Origin of the sequence: Gluconobacter frateurii (genome assembly GCF_002723955.1) — a bacterium.
GTDB lineage: Bacteria > Pseudomonadota > Alphaproteobacteria > Acetobacterales > Acetobacteraceae > Gluconobacter > Gluconobacter frateurii.
The window spans coordinates 538777-560246 of sequence record NZ_BEWN01000002.1 but is presented as its reverse complement, the minus strand read 5'-3'; the positions used below and the strand labels follow the sequence as shown (position 1 = coordinate 560246).

Below are 21470 nucleotides of genomic sequence, written 5' to 3'. Positions count from 1 at the left end.
TCTTTTCAGAACAGGGAAAACGCCGTCATGAAACGACTGTTGTGGGGATGCGGCCTGCTCCTGCTCGCAAGCTGTGCATCACACACACCGTCCGATATGTCGGAAACTGCCGATGGAAGTGATGGTGCGCCTTATACCCAAACGGCAGGTGGACCAGGCGGAGGACGGGGCGGCAACAACAGCATCTGGTCAGACGTCTTCCGCACCGCGCTGCAAACCGGAATGGGCTTCGTCCATCACTGAACGAAACCGCAGGCCTTACTTGTCCTCGTAAGACAGCCGCCATTCGGCAGGCTCAGCCACTGCAAGAGCATACCATTCCTGCATCAGTGGGTGCGCCAACAGCGTCTGCACCCATGTCTTTACGGCCGGATCGACATCCAGTTGATAGGTGTGAATGCGGATCGCGACAGGCGCATACATGCAGTCCGCAACGGTCAGGCTGTCACCGAAAAGATAAGGCGTGGCCGTACCAGACCGCAGAAGCGCGCCCTCCAGCGTCTCGCTCAACAGGGCAACATCCTTGGCAAGATCTTCGCTGATCTCTGCCAGGGGTGAAGGAACGCGCTCCACATCCATCGGGCAGTTCTGCCGGATCGGGCGGAAACCGGCATGCATCTGCGCGCTAATGCTCCGAGCGTGGGCGCGTACCACACGGTCCTGCGGCCAAAGACCGGGCTCGTACTCGGCACAGTATTCACAGATCGCCAGACTTTCCCAGACATGCGCGCCGTCATGCTGCAAATACGGCACCAGCTTGTTGGGAGACAGCGCGTGGATTTCCGTGGTCTTGCCACCGCCCTTGAGCGCAATGACCTTCTCGTCCACATCCAGCTTCGCCAGCTTGACGGCCAGCCAGCCTCGCAGGGACCAGGAAGAGTAGCGCCTTGATCCGATAAGAAGTGTGCCAGCCATTCTTATGCTCCCGCCAGAATAAACCCGCCGCCCAGAACACGGCTTCCATCATACAGAACACAGGCCTGCCCCGGTGCCGGCATAGCTGGCTCCAGAAGCTCCACGAGCGCCTCACCGTTCGCCAATGGCTTCACAACCGCATCTCGGAGCTTCTCACGGGCACGGATCTGCACGCCGCAGGACACGCCTTCAGGGGGCGCATCCATCAGCCAGTTCATATCTCGCAAACGGATCGTCTTGCGGGTCTCGACTTCAGTCGCCTGAACGCGAGGTCCCACGACAATCCGACGCTTGGGCACATCAATCCGCGTCACCATCTGGCGCTCGCCAACAGCCGTATGGATGTCTCCGAGACGCTTACTCTGGCCGACCGTATAGCGCGCAACGCCCTCATGATGACCAAGGACATTGCCCTGTTCATCCACGATTTCGCCCTCACCCCGAATTTCGGGCCGCAGCTTTTCTACGATATCGACGTAAGACCCGCTCGGGACGAAGCAGATATCCTGACTGTCCGGCTTGGCCGCGATTTCCAGCCCAAGTTCCTGCGCCAGTTCCCGCACATGCGCCTTGTCCGGCATTTCGCCAAGCGGAAAGCGCAGGTAATCGAGCTGGTCTTTCGTCGTCGCGAACAGGAACCAGGTCTGGTCCCGCTCCGCATCAACGGGGCGGTGCATTTCTGCGCCATCCGGGCCTTCCACACGACGGACATAATGCCCGGTCGCCATGGCTTCACAGCCCAGATCGCGCGCCATGCCCAGAAGATCAGTGAACTTCACGCCCTGATTACAGGCCACGCACGGCACGGGGGTTTCCCCGCGCGCATAGGCGTCCGCAAAGTTCTCGATCACACTGTCCCGGAAGCGGCTTTCCGCATCAATAACGTAATGCGGGAAGCCCAGCTTATCCGCCACGGCGCGCGCATCCATGATGTCGCGCCCGGCACAGCACGCGCCCGGCTTTGACGCCTGACCGTGATCGTAAAGCTGGAGTGTCGCGCCAATCACCTCGTGGCCCTGCCGTTTTAAAAGCGCGGCCACTACGGAGCTGTCCACGCCTCCCGACATGGCAACGAGGATACGCATGGTCTTCAGCCCGCCTTCGGAAGCTGAACGGTCAGGCCATCCAGATCTTCGGTCATGACAATCTGGCAGCCCAGACGGGACGTCTGCTCAAGGCCGAACGCCAGATCGAGCATGTCTTCTTCATCGTCGGTCGGCTCGGACAGCTTGCCAGCCCATTCCGGGTCCACGATCACATGACAGGTGGCGCAGGCCAGCGAACCCTCACAGGCACCTTCAAGGTCAATGTCGTGCTTGTGGGCGATTTCCAGCACCGACAGGCCGACAGGGGCGTCAACTTCACGGCGGGAACCGTCACGTTCGATAAAGGTCATCTTGGGCATGGGCTGTCCGTCTTTTTCAGTCTCTTGAAGGTTGGCAGGTACGGACAGCCTCGATCAAAAGAGCCGCCGCACGGTCAATACCGGGCTTGGAGGTAGAGCGTCCGACCGACAGGCGCAAGCACCGCGATGCTTTCTCTGCAGAAAGTCCCATCGCCGTCAGCACATAGGACGGGGTAATTTCCGCGGCCGAGCAGGCCGATCCCGTAGACATGGCGACCTCCGGAACGCGTTCAAGGATGTCTGTTGCCCGAACGCCATCCGGCAGACAGATATTCAGCCCACCCGGTAATCGCGTAGCCTCGCCGCCATTCAGTGCGCAGTCCGGGAGCGCCGTTTTAATCTGGCTCCAGAGATCGTCGCGCAGTGCAGAAATCTGCTGAATATCAGCCTCCAGTCTCTGCGCGGCCAGTTCCGCTGCTTTCCCGAAACCAACAACCAGAGGTGTGGGCAGCGTCCCCGAACGAAACGCCCGTTCCTGCCCCCCACCCGAAAAAAGGGGCTGCAACCGAACACGGGGCCGACGCCGCACATACAACGCGCCAATCCCTTTCGGACCATACATCTTGTGAGCGGAAAAAGACGCCAGATCGACGTCCGCCAACGAGACGGGAAGCTTCCCGGCCATCTGCGCCATATCGGTGTGAAACAGGGCGCCTGCCCCCCGCACGATTCGTGACAGAGCCGGAATATCCTGCAACACACCGGTCTCGTTATTGGCGGCCATGATGCTGACGAGCAGCGTTGGCACCGCCAGAGCCTCCTCAAGCGCAGCAAGATCAACCCGCCCTTGGGAATCTACACCCAGAACGACAGGTTCAAACCCTTCCGATTCCAGATCACGAACAGATTCCAGAACGCATTTATGCTCTGTGGCGACCGTAATAACCCGGCGTCGCTCATCACCCATCCGCCTGAAATGCCGAACAGCCCCCTTGATGGCGAGGTTGTTGGCTTCCGTCGCACCAGACGTGAACACCAGTTCGCGCGCCTCCACCCCCAACAGATCAGCCACATTCTGCCGTGCGTGCTCCACAGCCTGAGCTGCCTTCTGTCCCGGTCCGTGCGCGCTATGCGGATTGCCATAATCCTCGGCAAACCACGGCAGCATCGCGTCCACGACAGCCAGATCGCAGGGCGTGGTCGAAAAGTAGTCCAGATAAATCATGAGATGGCCTTCCGCAGACGCGCTGCCATGCGCTCATATGCCGCACAGAACGCCTCAACCTGCTCTTCCCGCACATCCCAGGGCAACGACACGCGAATGGCCTGACTGGCGCCTGTCGTTTCGCCCATGGCCGTCAGAACATGCGATGCCGAAACCTTTCCGGACGAGCATGCCGAACCCGCGGACACGCAAAATCCGTCCAGATCCAGCGTCATAAGCTGCACCTGAGCGGCGACACCATCCAGAATAAGACAACTGGTATTCGGCAGCCGCGGCGCCCCACGTCCGGCAACACGCGCCCCAGATTCCATAGCTACCTGCTCAACACGCTCCCGCAGACGATCAACATGACTCCAATCCTGCTTCTGTGCCTCTTCAAACGCAGCGGCCATACCGAGAATTGCGGGCAGCGGCTGTGTGCCCCCACGCCGTCCACGCTCCTGCCCTCCACCGATCATCAGCGCATCAATCGGCTCATCCTGCGGTAAAAGCAGCGCACCCGCTCCCTTCGGACCACCCATCTTGTGACCCGACAGGGCGACACTGCACTCCGTCAATTCAAACGGAATGCGTCCGGCACTCTGAACAGCATCCACATGCAGATGCGCACCCGAGTCGCGGCAGAGTGTTGCCACATCGCGCAACGGTGAAAGGACACCGGTTTCGTTGTTGGCGGACATGACACACACCAATGTCGGCACACCATCGGACAGTTTTTTCCGTAGATATTCAAGGTCCAGAACACCCTGTCCGTTCACAGGAATAATGTCTGCTTCAGGAGCCGCCTTGCGCACCGCGTCATGTTCTGTGGCGCCGATCAGGATGCGCCGCCCACGCCCGAACGCATGAATGGCCATCGCATCCGCTTCCGTCCCCCCGGACGTGAACACGCAAGTCCCGGAAATCCGCCCAAAACCGGCACTGATCTGGCTCCGGGCATTTTCCAGAAACCGTCTGGCCTCACGCCCCTCCGCATGGACGGAAGACGGATTGCCAGACAGCATCAATCCTTCCAGCACAGCCTCCCTCGCCGCGGGGCGCAGAGGCTCGGTTGCATTGGCGTCAAGATAGGTCGGAGCAGATGCGTTCGTCATGTTCCCTAGATCGTGCAGAGTTGCAGGAATCGCAATCCCGAGTCGATTTTGGTGGAAATTCAGGCTTTCAACTCGATATACAGACGCCCACCGGAAGGCAGGGCCGTAATCCTGCCGGACATAGAGCGAGAGTATACATGCCTGAAGTGATGTTCGCCGGCCCAGATGGCCGGCTTGAGGGTCGTTACCACCACTCCAGCGAACCAAACGCTCCCCTCGCCCTGGTGCTGCACCCCCATCCGCTCCACGGCGGCACCATGAACAACCGCATTACCTACACGATGTATCGCCATTTCGAGAAGATGGGCTTCTCGGTCATGCGCTACAATTCGCGCGGCGTTGGCCGTTCGCAGGGTCGCTATGACGGTGGCATCGGCGAGATCTCCGATGCAGCCGCAGCCCTTGACTGGATGCAGATGGTCAACCCGAACTCCAGCGAACTTTGGATCGCAGGATATTCGTTCGGTGCGTTCGTCGGCATGCAGCTTCTCATGCGTCGTCCGGAAATCAGTGGCTGGATCAGCGTTGCGCCTCCTGCCAATGACTATGACTTCGGCTTCCTCGCGCCATGCCCCTGCGGCGGCCTGATGATTGCCGGCGGCAAAGACGAAATGGCACCAGAGCCGGGTATCCGTAAACTGGTAGACAAGCTGAACACGCAGAAGAACGTGACGGTCGATTATCGTATCTTCGACGATGCCGACCATATCTTCGCCAAACAGGCTGACCGCGTTGGTGAAGCACTGGAGGATCATGTCATGACCATGCGCGGCCGCAAGGCTCTCGCACTGGCTGCTGACTGAACAAATCTGACAGTCTTATGAAGAAAAAGGCCTGCGCCCTCCGGGACGCGGGCCTTTTCTTTTGGAGCTCTTGCTGGATCATATACATTATGTAACGATCGTTACATGAACATCCGGCAAGACGTCCTCCCTGTCCGAGTGACGAACCTCACCAAGCGCTTCGGCAGCTTCACAGCTCTTGATGGCGTGTCGTTCACTGTGGAACCCGGCGAGACCGTTGCGCTACTCGGAAGAAACGGTGCGGGAAAGTCCACACTTATCGGGTGCCTGATGGGCTTCCTTGTACCGGATAAGGGGTCAGTGGACCTGTTCGGTCAGAACGTTCTGGACCTTCCCAGAGACCTGCGCGCCAAAACCGGTTTCGTTCCTCAAACCATGACGGGGTTCGGGGCGTTCACCGTTGGCAAGCTCATTGATTACATTGGAGCGTTCTACGGTAGGCTGCCACCAATTGACCCGGCCCTTCTCCGCTGGGCAGATCTGGATCCCAAGAAAATTGTCAAAAGCCTCTCCGGAGGTCAGCGCCAACGCCTCGCAATCCTGCTGGCCATGCGTCACGAACCGGACTTTCTAGTGCTGGATGAACCCGTCGCCAGTCTGGACCCGCACGCCCGACGGGATTTCATGAATCTGCTTGGAGACTATGCGCGCCGCACGGGGGCCAGCGTTCTGATTTCCTCGCATATTCTTTCCGATCTGGAACGCCTGTGCTCCCGCCTGCTATTCCTGCGTCAAGGGTGCTTGGTGCTGGATGTCCCGACCAATGTGTTCCGCGCCACAACGCGCTGGCTGGATCACGCGACACCACACATCCTCAATGATCTTCCCCTCCAGATCATCGGACAGCGCGAAACGGGGTTGCTGGTGCATGGATGGTCTGAAGACGTCATCCTGCCTGAAGGGACAACGATTTCCGTACCCGATTTCGAGGATGCCTTCCTTGAAATCACCGCCACACGGGCTGCCTGATCCATGGCATCGCTTCGTCTCTCCCCGCTGGAATGGTCGGATCTGCGCAGGGCGCTTGGCCTTTACTTCACCGCGACGTTCCTGCGCAGCAATTATATGCTGCTTATGCTCGCGTGCTGGGTGGTCGCTGCTGCAGTGACGCTCTGGAATATACATGCTCTGCTCAGGCATGAAACACTGGCGCAGGCTCTGTCACACGCCAATATTTTCAATGCCATCCTGGTCATTATGCTCGTCCAGAGCGTTCTTCAGCTTCATGCGAACAACCAGATCGGCGGGTCTCAGGCTCCTTCCATTCCAGGGCTGGCGCTTGCCGAAGCCCGAGCCGCGAGCATTGTTGCCAGCGTTACCATTCTGGGTTTTGCAGGTCTGACGAGTCTGCTCCCGGTTCCGTTTCACGACGCCCTGTTCTTTATCCTGTTCAACGCCATTCCCTACGCTGTGCAGTGGTATGCCCCCCCGCGTGAACAATCTGGCAAAAAAGGGGGCGCCATTCTTTTCTTCGGCATAGCTCTGATGGTGGGACAGTTTGCACTGATATTCGTTTCAAATGCTGCCTACTGGATGCTGACACGGCCGGCTGTTCTGACCATCCCTGCCAGCATCTTTCTGTTTATCGGGCTGATCGGAAGTATCCTGTCTCTCCCGAACCGGTTGCACGACAGCAAGTCACTTTCACCATCTGTGCATAAGCAGCCTCTTCCAGTAGAAAGTACGCGCTCCGGCCCAGTAGAACCCTCCGCGCAGAAACCCCTGACGCCCTATCAGCTCCGTCAGATGCTTCTTGCCCCCACTGCCCCTGTTACTTTCAGAACGGATATTCTGATAAGCCTGATCCTCATCCCCGTGTTCCTGTCGGTCTTTGCAATGATAGAGGCCTTTCTTTCCCATCGCAGTTTCGGCGCGGCATGGATTAAGTCCGTTGGCACGGGCTGCGTCATGCTGGTGATCGGGGACAAATGGCTGCTGGACCGACAACACTGGCCTCTTCTGCTCGTCACCGGGCGGTTCGGAAGCCGGATAAAGTTCGTACAGGCAGTTTTCAAAGCCAAACTGGCCCGCATGCTGATTGTCACACCGATCCGTGTCCTCAGCCTTGTTGTGCCTTATGCTGTCCTGAAACCGCTTCTTCCTACCACTGCTTTTTATTACGCGCTGGACCTGATCGTCCTGGCCGTTGGCATGACCCTCTGCTCTGCCTTGCCATTCCTGCTGTTACGCTCCCCGGCAAAATCGATTGTTTTCGCCTTTAACCTCGCCCCGGTCCTCCTGATCCAGCTCTGCTCACCTTTCCTGCTGAGCCTCAGAAATGCCGCGTATCTGGCTATCACAGCGCTTGTCCTAGGATTTCTCAGCTATCTCTTTGCCCCCTATCGGATCAGCCGGTCAGACTGGCCTTACGACAACGAGTGAGGGAGCATCCAAACCCATCCACCGGCACGCAACCGCATATAATGTCCACCAGACACACAGAAGCGTGATAAATATTGGCGTTGATTATTTTCAAAATATTTCCCCGCTCAGAACTGCGAAAAAATAATATCAACTTTATGTCGTAATATTTCTTGGGGTCTACACCTGACCCGCTGTCAAAAACCTCTCATTCTTGTCATTCAACAGTCATTATTTATCATGAAATATGCCCGCTCAGGGAAATGGACTTGACCATTCGCCCGAACAGATAATGGGGCACGGTTCACAGCCGTTAAAATTATGCAGGTGTTTGCGAGACAATGGGTGACATCCCTGGGGCTGGTTTGCGCCATGACCTCAGGGGTCACGCTGATATCCGGTGAGGCACATGCCCAAACCTCATCAACAGGCACGACGGAAGGACATGCAGGATCATCAAACCCGCAATCCCTTCACCAGAAAAGCAATGCCAGGAACCGCGTCCGAACCATCCGGCCCGCGCCCAAACCTGTAACCCCGACACCCGCGGGGCCAGGAACAAGTGACCTGTCACAGTCTGCGACGACCGACGAAGGCTTTCTGCCAGCAAGCCTGCATGACTGGATGAAGCAGAGCACCATGACAGGAAACTGGGGTGGCTGGCGACCATGGCTGACAGACAAGGGCGTCAACATCACAGGTCATTACTTTCAGGATTCAGCCGGCAACCCTATGGGCGGCAAATCCCAGAACGTGAGGTATGCGCACGAAATCGGCCTGAATTTCGATTTCGACCTCAAGAAACTAACTGGTTACAGCATTGGCCTCTTCCACTTCATCGTGACCTCCCGTGCAGGACAGGGACTTGGCGCCAAACTCCCGGCCCTGAACAGCCCGCAGGAAATTTACGGCTCGCCTACAGTGCGCCTGTCCCTGCTGTCATGGGAAATGCACTGGAACCGCTACGTCGCGACAACGGTGGGTGAAATTAATTCCGAAACCGACTTCGAAACATGGTCCATGTACTGGGGCATGAACAACTACTGCCAGTTCCAGACCAACGCGATCTGCGGCATGCCGCAATCCATCGCCTACAACTCTGGTTACGGCTACTACCCAACCGCCCATCCCGGCGCGTGGGTAAAATTCTATCCGGCGGGTAACGACCATTATTCCATCCAGTTCGGCGTCTATTCCGCCGACCCGACGATCGGTAACACGCATAATGGCTGGAAGCTGAACCTCCATGGCGCAACCGGAACATTCCTGCCGTTCCAGCTTGTCTGGCATCAAGGCGGAAAGGACGACTACAGCGGGCCTCTCCAGACCAACATCAAGGTCGGCGGCTACTGGGATACGTCGCAGGTCAACAACGTATACTCCCAGTATGGATTGTTTGAAATTCCTAGTAACTATCTAGTTAGTGCGCCTACAGCAAAAGTACGTGGGCGCTTCGGTGGCTGGTTCCAGTTTGACCGGATGCTTCAACGAGACGCGGCGGACTCCCATCGTGGCACGTCGTTCTTCGCCTCCTTCACATGGGGCGATCCAAGAACCGCTGTCGCCCCCTATTTCGTGGACTGGGGCCTCACCCGCAAAGGAACATTCAAAAACCGCCCGGACGATACGGTCAGCCTTGGCATGAAGTTCCTCTGGGTCAACGCCAAGATCAGCAACTGGGTCGCGCAACTCCAGAAGGATGGTGCCACAGGGCTTTACCGCCCAAGCGGCGAACATGCGATCGAACTGAACTACGGCTGGCGCCCAACCCCCTGGCTGCTGATTCGTCCGGGAGCCCAGTACATCTGGAGCACAGGCGGAACAAATCGGTACAAAAATCCACTGATACTGGATTTTGAGACTGGAATTACTTTCTAAGATCCCAATACGGATAAGTGATTGTGAAATATTCCCAAAATTCATTTCAGATCGACCGAACTTCACCTTCTACAGGAGACACTTTCCATGCCTATCACTAACAACAGGACTCTTACGGAGTGGCTGACGCTGCTTCTGGGGGTCGTCATCCTTCTCGTGGGCCTGTTCTTCGTTATCGCGGGCGGTGACCTCGCGATGCTGGGCGGCTCAACCTACTATGTCCTCTGCGGCATCGTGCTGGTCGCCAGTGGCGTGTTCATGCTCATGGGGCGCACGCTCGGGGCATTCCTGTATCTCGCTGCTCTGGCCTACACCTGGGTCTGGTCCCTCTGGGAAGTCGGTTTTAGCCCCGTTGACCTTCTGCCCCGTGCTTTCGGCCCGACCATCCTCGGCATTCTCGTCGCCCTGACCATCCCGGTCCTGCGTCGCATGGAAAGCCGTCGTACTCTCAGAGGAGCCGTCTGATGCGCCGGTCTTACCTTCTCGCAACAGCCGCTGGCCTCGCTCTCGCCTGTTCGCCGCTTGCTGCCAACGCACAGTTCGCTCCCGCAGGGTCAGGCGGTCCGCCTTCCGCGACCATTCCTGGCCCCGGCAATGCGGATGAACCAAAGGAAAATACGCCGCCCAACTCAAGCTACTTTGCAGGGCCTTCGCCCTATGCTCCTCAAGCTCCGGGCGTGAATGCGGCCAATCTGCCGGACATTGAGTCGATCGATGCCTCGCAGGTCCCGGCCATGGCTCCGCAGCAGAGCGCAACCCCGGCCCGTGAGGACTGGCCTGCTTATGGGCGGGACGACAAGGCCACGCGCTATTCCCCGCTGACAGAACTGAACCCGGAAACCGTAAAGCGCCTTGAACCAGCGTTCGTGTATCATACCGGCAGCTATCCGCGCCCCGGACAGGCCAACAAATGGGCCGCAGAAACCACACCGATCAAGGTGGGGGACGGCCTCTATATGTGCTCGGCGCAGAACGACATCATAAAACTCGATCCTGCGACGGGTAAGGAGATCTGGCGTCGCAACCTTGGCGTCAAATATGAAGCCATTCCCTACACGGCCGCCTGCAAAGGCGTGACGTATTTCACGTCTTCCGTCGTGCCGGAGGACGAGCCGTGCCATAATCGCATCATCGAAGGCACACTGGACATGCGCCTCGTCGCCGTCGATGCGGCAACCGGCGCGTTCTGCCCGGCTTTTGGCCATAATGGTCAGGTCAATCTCATGCAGGGCCTTGGTGAATCCGTTCCAGGCTTCGTAGCCATGACGGCGCCTCCACCCGTTGTGAACGGCGTTGTCGTCGTAAACCACGAAGTGCTGGACGGTCAGCGCCGCTGGGCACCATCAGGCGTGGTCCGAGGCTATGATGCGGAAAGTGGAAAATTCGTCTGGGCCTGGGATGTCGGCAACCCGGACGATCACAGCCAGCCAACGGGCAACCGCCATTATAGCCGTGGAACGCCGAACTCCTGGGCCACCATGACAGGCGATAACGAACAGGGGCTGGTTTACGTCCCGACAGGTAATTCTGCCGGGGATTATTTCAGTGGTCTGCGCAGCCCGGCGGAAAATGCAGTTTCAACATCCGTGGTGGCCCTGGACGTCAAGAGCGGCTCCCCACGTTGGGTCTATCAGACGACCCGCAAGGACGTCTGGGACTATGACATGGGTTCTCAGGTCACGATGATGGACATGCCCGGTTCGGACGACACGCCCACACCAGCCCTGATCGTGCCGACCAAACGTGGCCAGACCTTCGTTCTGGACCGCCGTACCGGCAAGCCGATCCTTCCTGTTGAGGAACGTCCGGCTCCTGCGGGGAATGTGCCGGGAGACAGCCGTGCACCCACGCAGCCATGGTCCGTCGGAATGCCCGCTCTCCGGATGCCGGAACTGAAAGAAAAGGACATGTGGGGCATGTCCCCCCTCGATCAGCTTTACTGCCGCATCAAATTCCGCAGCGCGCATTATGATGGTGAGTTCACAGCCCCAAGTCTCGACAAGCCATGGATCATGTATCCCGGCAACAATGGCGGAAGCGATTGGGGATCCATGTCCTATGATCCGCAATCTGGCATCCTGATTGCGAACTGGAACGCCTCGCCCATGTATGCACAGCTCATCACGCGCAAGAAGGCGGATTCTCTAGGGCTGATGCCAATTGATGATCCGAACTACAAGCCCGGCGCAGGAGCTGCAGAAGGTAACGGCCCGATGGAAGGCACACCCTATGCCATCGCCATTGCTCCCTTCTGGGATCCTGTCACCAAAATGCTGTGCCATCGCCCGCCCTACGGCATGATTACAGCGATCGACATGAAGCATGGCCAGAAGGTGCTGTGGCAGCATCCGCTCGGTACGGCGCGTGCCAATGGTCCGTGGGGCCTGCCGACGGGTCTGTCATGGGAGATTGGTACACCGAATAACGGCGGTTCCGTCGTTACGGCGGGTGGCCTGATCTTCATTGCGGCGGCAACAGACAACATGATCCGCGCCATTGACGAACACACCGGCAAGGTCGTGTGGAGCGCGGTGCTACCGGGTGGCGGTCAGGCCAACCCGATGACGTATGAGGCCAACGGGCACCAATATGTTGCCATCATGGCTGGCGGCCATCATTTCATGATGACGCCGATCACGGACCAGCTTGTGGTTTACGCTCTACCAGATGCCATCAAGCACTGAAGATCCCTGCCCGCATTTCTCGATGCGGGCAGGTCAGTCCAGACTGAATACCCGGGATGCTTCTCCCTTTAAAACTTCAGAAATCCACTCCAACCTGAGCAAACACATAGCGGCCCGGAATAAACCCCGAATATTGCGCGACCGCTGTGTTGGATGCACCATCGACAACGAACGGCGGCTGACAGTTAAACAAGTTGTTGACGCCCGTATTGACCGTCCATCGTCCCGCCCGATACCCCAGCGTCACATCCTGAAGGAAAACGCCCGGCGAGCGCGTGCGCCCGGCCGTCTGCGGCGCCAGATCGTTCGTGCCGTCATTCCAGTGCATACCGCCAATATACTGCACCATGTAGGTCAGGCTGAATGCGCCATGCTGCCAACTAACTGTGGTATAACTCCGCTCCCGCGGCATCCCGCTGCCCGACAGATACAGCAGTCGTCCCGTGTAATTCCGCCATGCCCCACCGGGTGTGTACTGCTGGAAATACCCGATCAACTGCTGATAGTTTTCGGATAGAGACAGACTATCCTGCGGCCCCAGACGCATCCGGTAAGTCAGATCGATATCCAGACCGTTTGTCCGCAGGCCACCAAGGTTCTGCTGAACGGCAGAAACCGCCGTAAGCTGCCCGCTTGTGGACCGCGGAGATACAAGAGAGCAAAGCTGCGGCTCCGTGCCCGTATAGCATCCATCCAGAATATACTGCGTACTCGGTGCCGAAATCATGTTCTGCAACGTGTAATGCCAGTATTCGACGGACAGCGAGAGGTGCGGCACCCAGTGCGGTGTGACGACTGTTCCGATCGTGTAAGTGCGACCCGTTTCCGGCTTCAGTGCCGTGTTTCCACCCGAGAGCGTGGGCAACTGCCCCACGAACGCCGAACTGAACGTCTCCGGATTGATCCCTTCAGACAGGCACCTTGCCCGAACCGTTCCAGCCCGCGCTCCATAGGCTCCAGCCTGACTGCATGGGTCGGACGCAGATGGATAGCTCAGCGTGCGGCCCCCGTAGAGACTATAAATACTTGGCTGCCGGTAGGACGTTCCCAGTGTGGCGCGAAACGCGATGTCTTGAACAGGCGCCCAGTGCAGCCCGACCTTCCAGTTCTTCGTCGTCCCGAATGTATTATAGGCCGAGACACGACCCTGAAGATCCAAGGTCAGGTCCCGTGCCAGAAAAGCATGTTCGAGAAGCGGGATTTTCCCTTCAACGTACCCTTCCGTCACATGAAAGCCGCCGCCCGTATAAGCCGTTGTCGCACCCGTAGAATCCCCATGCTCCACAACGGGATCAGGCTTGTAACTGAGCTGTTCGCTCCGGTGCTCCATCCCAAGCGCCAGGCCAATCTGACCGCCATGCCTGTATGGCAGACTTAGAACATGGTTATTGTGAAAGCGCAGATTGACGTCCCGCATCTGGTAATCCGCATGATCACGCTGCGTAAACCGGACGTAATTCGCGGCTTGCTCCGAATACGGCGCGAACGGGTTTTGCAGAACGCATCCTGACGCTGCCACGCAAATGTCCGGATTATATCGCACCGCACTCGACGAACTGGACGGATCAAGCTGTTCCGTGCCGGTCGTTTCCAGCAGGTGGTGATAATTCACCATGTTCTGCGTCTGCGCCGTCAACTGACTGACGCCATAGGTCATGGACGCATCATATTGCCAGTCCCCGACAATGCGTCCCTTCGCCCCTCCCATGACGGTCCAGGTATCAACCGCGAAATCGTTCTGCCGATACCCGACATCCTCCATCCTCTTTGTCACGGCATAATCCTTGCCCCACGGGTTATCGGGGCTATCAGCCGGAATAATCCACGAGGACGGAAGGCTGGATGGTGGAATACTGCCTTGCACCGGTGCCGGCGAAAGCTGTCGGGAGGCCGCTGTGTGGCTATACCGGACGTTGGAATAGAGTGTGACGTGTGCGTTCAGATCGTAATGGGCATCACCGGAAAGCGCCGCGTTCTGATGATAGTTCTGAAGCATTGACCCTTCGGCAAAATTGTACAGATCCGAAGACTGAAAGGCCCGGAAACCACCCTTCCCATCGGGCACCATGCGCTTGCCCGTAACCGGGTTGAGCGCCACGCCTGATGGAATGATGGAAGAACCGAAGCTCGGCGTACCCGATGCAGGATTGTCATTCTGCGGGAGTGCCGCCCATTGACGATCCCGAGAAGCAATCGGTCCTGTCGTATCGTACTGACCAAACAGCGTGACGTTGCCCCGCCCGTGATCGAAATTGAAGCCCTTATAGCCGGAAATCAGCCCGGAACGGCTATCGCCATACTGCGTGATGCCTCCCTTGATCGTCAGGTTTCCGCCTGTCAGATCATGTTTCAGCCGGATATTGATGACGCCCGAAACAGCATCGGCTCCGTAAAGTTCGGAGCCACCATCTTTCAGGATCTCAATCCGGTCGATCTGCTGCACGGGAATGGCATTGAGATCCACACATTCCGATCCCGCATTCATGGCCGTGCGCTTGCCGTCAATCAGGATCAGAACACGTCCCTGCCCCAGATTTCGCAAGTCCGTGCAGGAGACACCACCGCCGCCATTCGTGCGCGTATTCGGCGTTCCCGAGGAACCGACAGAAGGGAGCCGTGTCAAATAATCTCCAAGGGAAATGGCAGAGGTCTTCTGAATATCTTTGGCTGAAATGATCTGAACCGGATTAGCCGTCTTATTGCCCGAACCACCCAGATAAGATCCCGTGACGACAATATCTTCCGACTTCGAGGACTTCACGCTCTCCGTCCGCTCATCGGCCAGAAGAGCCGGGCTCCACATCATGCCACCCACCAGAGCCGGATAAAGCGGACGAACAGCTTTCTGGAAGAAACGGACACGCATATGTGGATACACACTCAGACATTATGTTACGATATAACATATCTCTTAATGGCCTGATGCTCAGCCGTTCAAGCGACAAACCATGACCATCATAGTGCTCCCCGTATCGACACACCGCGCGGTCGTGCTTTTGCGGATGTTATGATAGACAGTCCGTCCCTTCTTTTCTGACAGTGCAGCAGCAAGACCGATCCATGCCCAAGAGTCCGTTCCTTCTCGAAGCCCAGGCACGCGGCCTGATCTTCCAGTGCACCGACCTCGATGCCCTCGATGCCGCCATGCAGGCTGGACCGATCACCGCCTATGTAGGCTTCGATCCAACGGCAGACTCCCTGCATGTCGGTAATGCCATGTCCATCATGGCGCTGCGTCTACTTCAGAAGCATGGTCATCGCCCGATTGCCCTGATGGGCGGCGGAACAGCCAAAATCGGTGATCCGTCCTTCCGTGACGAAGCCCGTTCGCTCATGACGAACGAGACCATCGCGCACAACATCGCTGGCATTGAGCAGTCCCTGCGCCAGTTCATCACTTTCAGCGATGAAGACCCGTCCAGCGGTGCGATCCTCGCTAACAATGCGGAATGGCTGGACAAACTGTCCTACATCAACCTGCTGCAGGACGTCGGCGTTCATTTCTCCATCAGCCGTATGCTGTCTTTCGAGAGCGTGAAGCAGCGTCTGGACCGTGAGCAGGGGCTGACGTTTCTGGAGTTCAATTACTCCATCCTCCAGTCCTACGACTTCCGTGAACTGAACCGCCGCCATGGTGCCGTGCTCCAGATGGGCGGCTCGGACCAGTGGGGCAACATTGTCGCCGGCATCGACCTGACGCGTCGGACCGATGGCAAGCAGGTGTTCGGCCTCACCACACCTCTCGTCACCACATCTTCCGGCGTGAAGATGGGTAAGTCCGCGCAAGGGGCCACATGGCTGCGCGCTGAAAAGCGCTCGGTCTTCGATTACTGGCAGTTCTGGCGCAATACGGAAGACGCCGATGTCGGCCGCTTCCTCAAACTCTTCACGGATCTGCCTGTTGAGGAATGCGAGCGTCTGGGTGCGCTTGAAGGAGCAGACATCAACGAGGCCAAGAAAACACTCGCCACAGAAGCGACCGCCATCTGTCACGGTCGCACGGCTGCGGAAGAGGCTGCTGAGACGGCCCGTAAGGTCTTCGAACAGGGCTCCACGACGGCCGCTCTTCCGGAAATCGATCTGCCTGCCAACATGCTGGCAGAAGGCCTTCCGGCCTTCCGCGTATTTCAGGAAGCCGGTCTGGCTGCCAGTGGTGGGGAGGCCCGTCGCCTGATCCGTGGGGGCGGTGGCCGTGTGAACGATGCCGTCATTTCAGACGAAAATCAGGTCTTCACGCTCGAGGATCTGCGAGAAGGCACGCTGAAGGTGTCTTCCGGCAAAAAGAAGCACATTCTTATCCGTCCCGTCTGATCTGACAGATGTCATGAGGACATCATGACCACTCTCACTGTTCCGGATCATGGCGCATGTCATACTTCTTCCGGAACAATGGAGTCCCTGGTCATGACACGTCAGAAGAACTGGAAAGCCCTTTTCACCGACGCTGCGGGTCTGGCCTTCGCAGCGATCTGGGCCACACGCGGGGCCACGGCAGCCCAGCTTCCAAAACCCGTCGTGGTGGCGTCACTTGCCGTCATCAGTCTGATACTTCTGGCGGGATTTGCCTATCGTGACCTGATCCAGTGCAGACCGGAAGCTGTACAGGACGCTGCCCTTCTGCAACGCGTCAAGATCATGCGGATCGTCGCCATCACCGTCATGATCACCGTCGTCCGCTCCGCCCATCACGCCGAACTGCTCTACCCGCTCCTCGGCTGCATCATCGGCCTGTCCTATATCCCGATGGGTCGGGCCATGCAGGAGCCGGTCCATATCATCGTGGGCGGTGTGATCGTCGGTATCTCCGCTCTTTCTTTCCTGCTGCCAGAACCGCTACATCTTGAAGTCGCAGGGTTCGGAACCGCGCTGGCAATCTGGGTCGGGTCTGTCCTGCGTCTGCGCAATTCCGGTACGTTCTCCGTCCCGCCAAGGAACGCTCTGCCCTCATGATGGCACCAGAGACCTTCATTCCTCTTCCCGGAAGCAAGGAAGACAACTGGCCGAGCTTCAACCGGTACCGGGTCTCTTACCTCGTCTATCTGCTGATCTATCCCATCCCCTGGCTGATCCACGGATCAGCGACCATTCCCGCCGTCCTTTTTTCCGTAGCAGCCATTGGCGTCTTCCTGCTGCTCTATTTCGCACCTTACAGGAATGATCGTTACTACGGCCTGCCCGAAATCATTTTCACCGCACTTCTGGGCTTTGCCACATCTTGGACGCACGCAGACTGGATGGTCTTTAACATCTATGCCACAGCAATGTGCGCGTGCTTCCAACAGCCGCGGCAAGCGCTTCTGACAATTCTGGGACTTCAGGGGACCTTGTTCGGCTTTGCCTGGTTGCAGGACAAGTCCATGCTCCATGCCAGTTTCGGGGCCTTTTTCAGCGTCATCACCTATATCGGGACCTGGATGCAGTGGAAGCTGGGGCTTCAAAATCTTCAGCTCCGTAAAGCACAGCATGAAATCCGTACACTGGCCGCCACCGCGGAGCGCGAGCGCATTGCGCGGGACATGCACGACCTTCTGGGTCATTCCCTGACCGTTATTTCCGTCAAGGCCGAGCTTGCCAACCGCCTGTTTGAAACACAGCCAGACCGTGCCAGGCGCGAATTACAGGACATTACGCAGATTGCCCGAACGTCCCTGAAAGACGTGCGCGATGCCGTGACGGGCATGAATGGCGCTTCCCTCCAGCATGAACTGGACCGCGCACGCAAAGCCCTCGAAGCAGCGTCCATCACACTGACTGTTCACCATGACGACCATCTGGCTGACCACCCGCAGAGCAGTGTTCTCGCCATGGCGCTTCGTGAAGCTGTCACCAACGTGATCCGCCATTCCGGTGCACAACATTGCGTCATCAGCTTCGACTGTGACGCTCAGGGGCAACCCTGCGCCATCCGGATCGAGGACGATGGCGCGTCCTATTCTGAACGACTCCCGGAACCGCCCCAGGAAGGCAATGGTTTGCGCGGCATGAGAACACGTCTTGCCGCTGCAGGCGGTTCCCTGATGCTGAGCCACACACCCCGCGGCCTTCGACTGACAGCGAGTATTACCCCATGATCCGTCTCATTCTGGCTGAAGATCAGGCCATGCTTCTGGATGCGTTTGAAGCTCTTCTTGGCCTGGAAGAAGACATCCAGATCGTCGGGCGTGCAGCAGACGGGCAACAGGCCCTGCAACTCGCCACCACCCTGCGGCCGGACGTCATCATCACCGATATCGAGATGCCGAACATGACCGGCATTGAACTGGCCGAGCAGGTTCGTGAACAGGGGCTTCCCAGCCGCGTCATGATCGTGACGACCTTTGGTCGGGCAGGTTATCTGCGTCGTGCGCTTCAGGCTGGCGTGCGCGGCTATATGCTCAAGGACGCCCCGATTACCCAGCTGGCCAATGCCATCCGCAAGGTGGCCGCTGGTGGCCGGGCTATCGCATCCGATCTGGCGGAAGCCGTCTGGGATGCTCTTCCCGATCCACTGTCAGACCGGGAGCGGTCCATGCTGCGTCTGGCTGAAGCGGGACGCACCAACAAGGACATTGCCGAAGAGCTGTCCTTATCGGCTGGAACCGTCCGCAATTATTTCTCGGAAATCGTACAGAAACTCGATGCCCGGAACCGGATCGAAGCCGGACGTATTGCGAGGCAGAACGGCTGGCTCTGACACCAGCCGCAATACCCATTCAGGACGGTGCAAACCCCTGCACGCCCACCTGCAGCACAAAGAGCGACCCGGCCGCGCACATGAACAGATGGTCGCGCTTCGGACCACCGAATGTCAGGTTCGAGCACCCCTGCGGCAATCGAAGTCGACCAATCAGCTTGCCGGCTGGATTGAAAACAAAAACCCCGCACAGGCCAAGCGGACCCGATGCGCCACACCACAGATTTCCGAATACATCCACGCGGATACCATCCGGGTTGAGCTGCGCTCCATTGAGCTTCATGTCTGCAAAGATACGCCCGTTGGAAAGGCTGCTACCGTTCACGTCATAGACGTGGATCGCCTGATCGCCCCCCACCTTCTGCCCCGGCCCTTTGGGCGTCGAGACGATATACAGCTTCTTGTAGTCCGGAGAAAAACACAGGCCGTTCGGGTCATGCAGATCCTTTTCCTGCAAGACAGCTTGCAATGTCCCATCCGGTGCAATGCGAAAGACATGGTCAGTCTGGCGTTTCGTTCCGCCAATTTCTCCCGTCAGTTCACGGCCAATATTCCAGCGGATTTTCCCGTCCGGATTGGTAGGCCCACCGGGTTCATCCGCGTGACCTTCCGTGATGTTCGTCCCGTACCCGGGGTCCGTAAACCACAGGCTTCCATCTGGATGTGGAACCACGTCGTTAGGCGAATTCAGTCCCTTCCCTTCGAACTTATCCGCAAGAACCTTGACGCTCCCGTCATGTTCCCACCGAACCACACGCCGGAAGAAGTCTTCGCAAACGACAAGCCGACCGTCGAAATCAAAGCAGTTTCCGTTGGCCGCATAGCCATCAGGCCGGAAATCCGTGATCTCTCCGGTTTCCCAGATATAGCGCAGCGCACGGGAGCGAATGACATCGCTCAGAAGCAGAAAACGTCCTTCGCTGCTCCAGGCAGGGCCCTCCAGCCAGCCCGCCTGATCCCAAACCCGACGAATGGGGGCGGCAAAATACGTCAGATCCCGGAAGGATGGATCAATCGCGATGACGTCCGGATCGGGTAGGTAACTTGGTCCCGCTTTCGGGCCCCAGGCACGCGGCGGCTGACTGACAACGCTCGGTGGCTCTACCGCTCCGGGCATGGCTGCTGCCCGGGCCTTGACCGCGCCCAGACAGGCTAACCCGGCGACTCCTGACAGAACCTGTCTACGTGCCAGAGAAATACCAGACCGGCTTTTTTCTTCAGTCTGAACCTTCGTTCCGTCAGACATTGCCCCTCACTCCAGATAGAACACATCTATTCTGGTGCGTTTTCTGAAGAGCGGAAATCAACATTTCGGAATAACGGGCGAATACCAGAGACTTTTCAAAATGCCCCGTTCACCGCCTTATTGTCCCTCAACCTCGATCAGCCGCACAACCCGATCCATGATCCGCTTTTCACTATAAGACGCAACAGCCCGCTGCCGCCCGCGCTCCCCCATCGTACGGGCTCGTGGCAGATCCTGCGTCAGAGACCTCAGGGCGCGGGATAATGGCGCTGACAGACCCGGCGGCACCAGATACCCGGTTTCTCCGTCCACAACCTGCTCCCGCGGGCCCCGAACATCCGTGGCAACAACTGGCAATTCCGTCAGCATTGCTTCGATGACGGACATGGGCAGACCTTCGAAGTGGCTTGGTAGCGCAAACACGTCCGCCGCCGCCAGAAGATCCGGAACATCCTCCCGATATCCCAACATTCGCAAACGGTCGCCCAGCCGATCTCTGGCTCTTTCAAAGGCTGGCCCTAAATCGTCTCCATGATCGGACGGCAGGCGCTCACCCACGACCCACAGCTCCGCTTCCGGCACATCTTCCATGGCCCTGAGCAGTTCCGGGTGGCCTTTATGACGGACCAGACGGGACACCACGATCACGACAGGCCGATCTTCCGGAACACCCAACTCCTTGCGAATGCGCGCCCGAACCAACGGATCCGCATGGTAACGCTGTGGGTCACGCCCATTACCGATTGCAAGAGGATGACTGTTCAGATGCAGTCGCCTCGCATCCCGCGCCTCTTCCACAGAGACGGTCATGTAAAGCGTGGTAATGCGCCCTGCCGCCCATTCCAGAACAATAGACAGCAGACGCCGTGCCAATGAGCCAGGCTGATTGAACAGAAAGCCATGGCAGGTATAGGCGATGATCGGAACGCCACAGATCCTTGCGGCAAACCGGGCCAGAATCCCGCTAATTGGCATATGTCCATGCACGACATCCGGCTTTTCCCGCCGGATAAGCCGGACGAGCGCCACAAACGCCCGAAGCTGCGCCACCGGAGACAAGGACCGCGCCATCGGAACCGCGTGAACAACAAACCCATCAGCGCGCACCGGAGCCAGATGAGGCCCTTCTGCACACGCCCCCTGAACGTCATGTCCGGCATCCCGTAGCGCTTTCATCAACGGAAACAGGAATTGCCTCAGGGAGAAATCAACATTCGTGATTTCGAGGATTTTCACAGAGCGACCT

Annotated in this window: 19 protein-coding genes; 11 read left to right on the top strand and 8 right to left on the bottom strand. The window is 58.1% G+C overall.

What is annotated here, in order from left to right; all coding sequences use genetic code 11:
* Positions 1-27 precede the first annotated feature (27 nt).
* Positions 28-243 (top strand): hypothetical protein, encoded by a 216-nt coding sequence (locus tag GFR01_RS15715; RefSeq protein WP_167384215.1) that lies wholly within the window; start codon positions 28-30, stop codon positions 241-243.
* A 15-nt stretch (positions 244-258) separates the two neighbouring features.
* Here the strand turns inward: GFR01_RS15715 and GFR01_RS07995 are convergent, their stop codons facing one another.
* Genes GFR01_RS07995 through GFR01_RS07975 form a run of 5 tightly spaced genes read right to left on the bottom strand, consistent with a single transcriptional unit; the run spans position 259 to position 4579 of the window.
* Positions 259-915 carry a glutathione S-transferase family protein gene (locus GFR01_RS07995; RefSeq protein ID WP_099181991.1) on the bottom strand — a complete coding sequence of 219 codons (657 nt, stop codon included), beginning with the start codon at positions 913-915 and terminating at the stop codon, positions 259-261.
* A 2-nt stretch (positions 916-917) separates the two neighbouring features.
* Positions 918-2000, bottom strand: coding sequence for a tRNA 2-thiouridine(34) synthase MnmA (mnmA, locus tag GFR01_RS07990; RefSeq protein ID WP_099181990.1), 1083 nt, complete (start codon positions 1998-2000; stop codon positions 918-920).
* 5 nt (positions 2001-2005) lie between these two features.
* Positions 2006-2320, bottom strand: a complete 315-nt coding sequence (locus GFR01_RS07985; protein WP_063903279.1) for a ferredoxin family 2Fe-2S iron-sulfur cluster binding protein — start codon at positions 2318-2320, stop codon at positions 2006-2008.
* 16 nt (positions 2321-2336) lie between these two features.
* On the bottom strand, positions 2337-3485 hold the full coding sequence (locus tag GFR01_RS07980) for a cysteine desulfurase family protein (RefSeq protein ID WP_099181989.1): 1149 nt from the start codon (positions 3483-3485) through the stop codon (positions 2337-2339).
* Positions 3482-4579, bottom strand: a complete 1098-nt coding sequence (locus tag GFR01_RS07975; RefSeq protein ID WP_099181988.1) for a cysteine desulfurase family protein — start codon at positions 4577-4579, stop codon at positions 3482-3484. The genes GFR01_RS07980 and GFR01_RS07975 overlap by 4 nt, the downstream gene beginning before the upstream one ends.
* A 137-nt stretch (positions 4580-4716) precedes the next feature.
* On the opposite strand from GFR01_RS07975, the gene GFR01_RS07970 reads away from it, so the two are divergent.
* The 6 genes from GFR01_RS07970 (at position 4717) to GFR01_RS07945 (ending at position 12305) form a co-directional block, all read left to right on the top strand.
* The gene (locus GFR01_RS07970; protein WP_099181987.1) at positions 4717-5382 is read left to right on the top strand and encodes an alpha/beta hydrolase; all 666 of its coding nucleotides are present in this window, start codon (positions 4717-4719) and stop codon (positions 5380-5382) included.
* A gap of 105 nt (positions 5383-5487) precedes the next feature.
* On the top strand, positions 5488-6351 hold the full coding sequence (locus tag GFR01_RS07965; RefSeq protein WP_099181986.1) for an ABC transporter ATP-binding protein: 864 nt from the start codon (positions 5488-5490) through the stop codon (positions 6349-6351).
* Positions 6352-6354: 3 nt separating this feature from the next.
* On the top strand, positions 6355-7764 hold the full coding sequence (locus GFR01_RS07960) for an ABC transporter permease (RefSeq protein WP_099181985.1): 1410 nt from the start codon (positions 6355-6357) through the stop codon (positions 7762-7764).
* Between the two features lie 300 nt (positions 7765-8064).
* Entirely contained in the window at positions 8065-9621 is a 1557-nt protein-coding gene (locus GFR01_RS07955) for a carbohydrate porin (RefSeq protein ID WP_099181984.1), read from the top strand.
* Between the two features lie 87 nt (positions 9622-9708).
* A complete protein-coding gene (locus GFR01_RS07950) occupies positions 9709-10086 on the top strand; it encodes a glycerol dehydrogenase (RefSeq protein WP_099181983.1) in 378 nt (125 codons plus the stop codon).
* Complete coding sequence (locus GFR01_RS07945; RefSeq protein WP_099181982.1) at positions 10086-12305, top strand: pyrroloquinoline quinone-dependent dehydrogenase; 2220 nt, start codon at positions 10086-10088, stop codon at positions 12303-12305. The genes GFR01_RS07950 and GFR01_RS07945 overlap by 1 nt, the downstream gene beginning before the upstream one ends.
* A gap of 76 nt (positions 12306-12381) precedes the next feature.
* Here GFR01_RS07945 and GFR01_RS07940 read toward each other — a convergent pair whose 3' ends face one another.
* Complete coding sequence (locus tag GFR01_RS07940; protein ID WP_099181981.1) at positions 12382-15171, bottom strand: TonB-dependent receptor domain-containing protein; 2790 nt, start codon at positions 15169-15171, stop codon at positions 12382-12384.
* A gap of 194 nt (positions 15172-15365) precedes the next feature.
* On the opposite strand from GFR01_RS07940, the gene tyrS reads away from it, so the two are divergent.
* Genes tyrS through GFR01_RS07915 form a run of 4 tightly spaced genes read left to right on the top strand, consistent with a single transcriptional unit; the run spans position 15366 to position 18978 of the window.
* Complete coding sequence (tyrS, locus tag GFR01_RS07930) at positions 15366-16616, top strand: tyrosine--tRNA ligase (RefSeq protein ID WP_099181979.1); 1251 nt, start codon at positions 15366-15368, stop codon at positions 16614-16616.
* A gap of 24 nt (positions 16617-16640) precedes the next feature.
* Entirely contained in the window at positions 16641-17255 is a 615-nt protein-coding gene (locus GFR01_RS07925) for a hypothetical protein (RefSeq protein ID WP_099181978.1), read from the top strand.
* Entirely contained in the window at positions 17252-18376 is a 1125-nt protein-coding gene (locus GFR01_RS07920) for a sensor histidine kinase (protein ID WP_099181977.1), read from the top strand. Before GFR01_RS07925 ends, GFR01_RS07920 begins: the two co-directional genes overlap by 4 nt.
* A complete protein-coding gene (locus tag GFR01_RS07915) occupies positions 18373-18978 on the top strand; it encodes a response regulator transcription factor (protein ID WP_099181976.1) in 606 nt (201 codons plus the stop codon). The genes GFR01_RS07920 and GFR01_RS07915 overlap by 4 nt, the downstream gene beginning before the upstream one ends.
* Positions 18979-18997: 19 nt before the next feature.
* Here the strand turns inward: GFR01_RS07915 and GFR01_RS07910 are convergent, their stop codons facing one another.
* Both GFR01_RS07910 and GFR01_RS07905 read right to left on the bottom strand, forming a co-directional pair.
* The gene (locus GFR01_RS07910) at positions 18998-20224 is read right to left on the bottom strand and encodes an SMP-30/gluconolactonase/LRE family protein (RefSeq protein ID WP_099181975.1); all 1227 of its coding nucleotides are present in this window, start codon (positions 20222-20224) and stop codon (positions 18998-19000) included.
* 117 nt (positions 20225-20341) lie between these two features.
* Positions 20342-21460 carry a glycosyltransferase family 4 protein gene (locus GFR01_RS07905; RefSeq protein ID WP_099181974.1) on the bottom strand — a complete coding sequence of 373 codons (1119 nt, stop codon included), beginning with the start codon at positions 21458-21460 and terminating at the stop codon, positions 20342-20344.
* Positions 21461-21470 lie beyond the last annotated feature (10 nt).

Coding starts and splice junctions, on each gene's coding strand:
- GFR01_RS15715 (WP_167384215.1), top strand. CDS start 28: ATGAAACGACTGTTGTGGGGATGCGGCCTGCTCCTGCTCGCAAGCTGT.
- GFR01_RS07995 (WP_099181991.1), bottom strand. CDS start 915: ATGGCTGGCACACTTCTTATCGGATCAAGGCGCTACTCTTCCTGGTCC.
- mnmA (WP_099181990.1), bottom strand. CDS start 2,000: ATGCGTATCCTCGTTGCCATGTCGGGAGGCGTGGACAGCTCCGTAGTG.
- GFR01_RS07985 (WP_063903279.1), bottom strand. CDS start 2,320: ATGCCCAAGATGACCTTTATCGAACGTGACGGTTCCCGCCGTGAAGTT.
- GFR01_RS07980 (WP_099181989.1), bottom strand. CDS start 3,485: ATGATTTATCTGGACTACTTTTCGACCACGCCCTGCGATCTGGCTGTC.
- GFR01_RS07975 (WP_099181988.1), bottom strand. CDS start 4,579: ATGACGAACGCATCTGCTCCGACCTATCTTGACGCCAATGCAACCGAG.
- GFR01_RS07970 (WP_099181987.1), top strand. CDS start 4,717: ATGCCTGAAGTGATGTTCGCCGGCCCAGATGGCCGGCTTGAGGGTCGT.
- GFR01_RS07965 (WP_099181986.1), top strand. CDS start 5,488: ATGAACATCCGGCAAGACGTCCTCCCTGTCCGAGTGACGAACCTCACC.
- GFR01_RS07960 (WP_099181985.1), top strand. CDS start 6,355: ATGGCATCGCTTCGTCTCTCCCCGCTGGAATGGTCGGATCTGCGCAGG.
- GFR01_RS07955 (WP_099181984.1), top strand. CDS start 8,065: ATGCAGGTGTTTGCGAGACAATGGGTGACATCCCTGGGGCTGGTTTGC.
- GFR01_RS07950 (WP_099181983.1), top strand. CDS start 9,709: ATGCCTATCACTAACAACAGGACTCTTACGGAGTGGCTGACGCTGCTT.
- GFR01_RS07945 (WP_099181982.1), top strand. CDS start 10,086: ATGCGCCGGTCTTACCTTCTCGCAACAGCCGCTGGCCTCGCTCTCGCC.
- GFR01_RS07940 (WP_099181981.1), bottom strand. CDS start 15,171: ATGCGTGTCCGTTTCTTCCAGAAAGCTGTTCGTCCGCTTTATCCGGCT.
- tyrS (WP_099181979.1), top strand. CDS start 15,366: ATGCCCAAGAGTCCGTTCCTTCTCGAAGCCCAGGCACGCGGCCTGATC.
- GFR01_RS07925 (WP_099181978.1), top strand. CDS start 16,641: ATGACCACTCTCACTGTTCCGGATCATGGCGCATGTCATACTTCTTCC.
- GFR01_RS07920 (WP_099181977.1), top strand. CDS start 17,252: ATGATGGCACCAGAGACCTTCATTCCTCTTCCCGGAAGCAAGGAAGAC.
- GFR01_RS07915 (WP_099181976.1), top strand. CDS start 18,373: ATGATCCGTCTCATTCTGGCTGAAGATCAGGCCATGCTTCTGGATGCG.
- GFR01_RS07910 (WP_099181975.1), bottom strand. CDS start 20,224: ATGTCTGACGGAACGAAGGTTCAGACTGAAGAAAAAAGCCGGTCTGGT.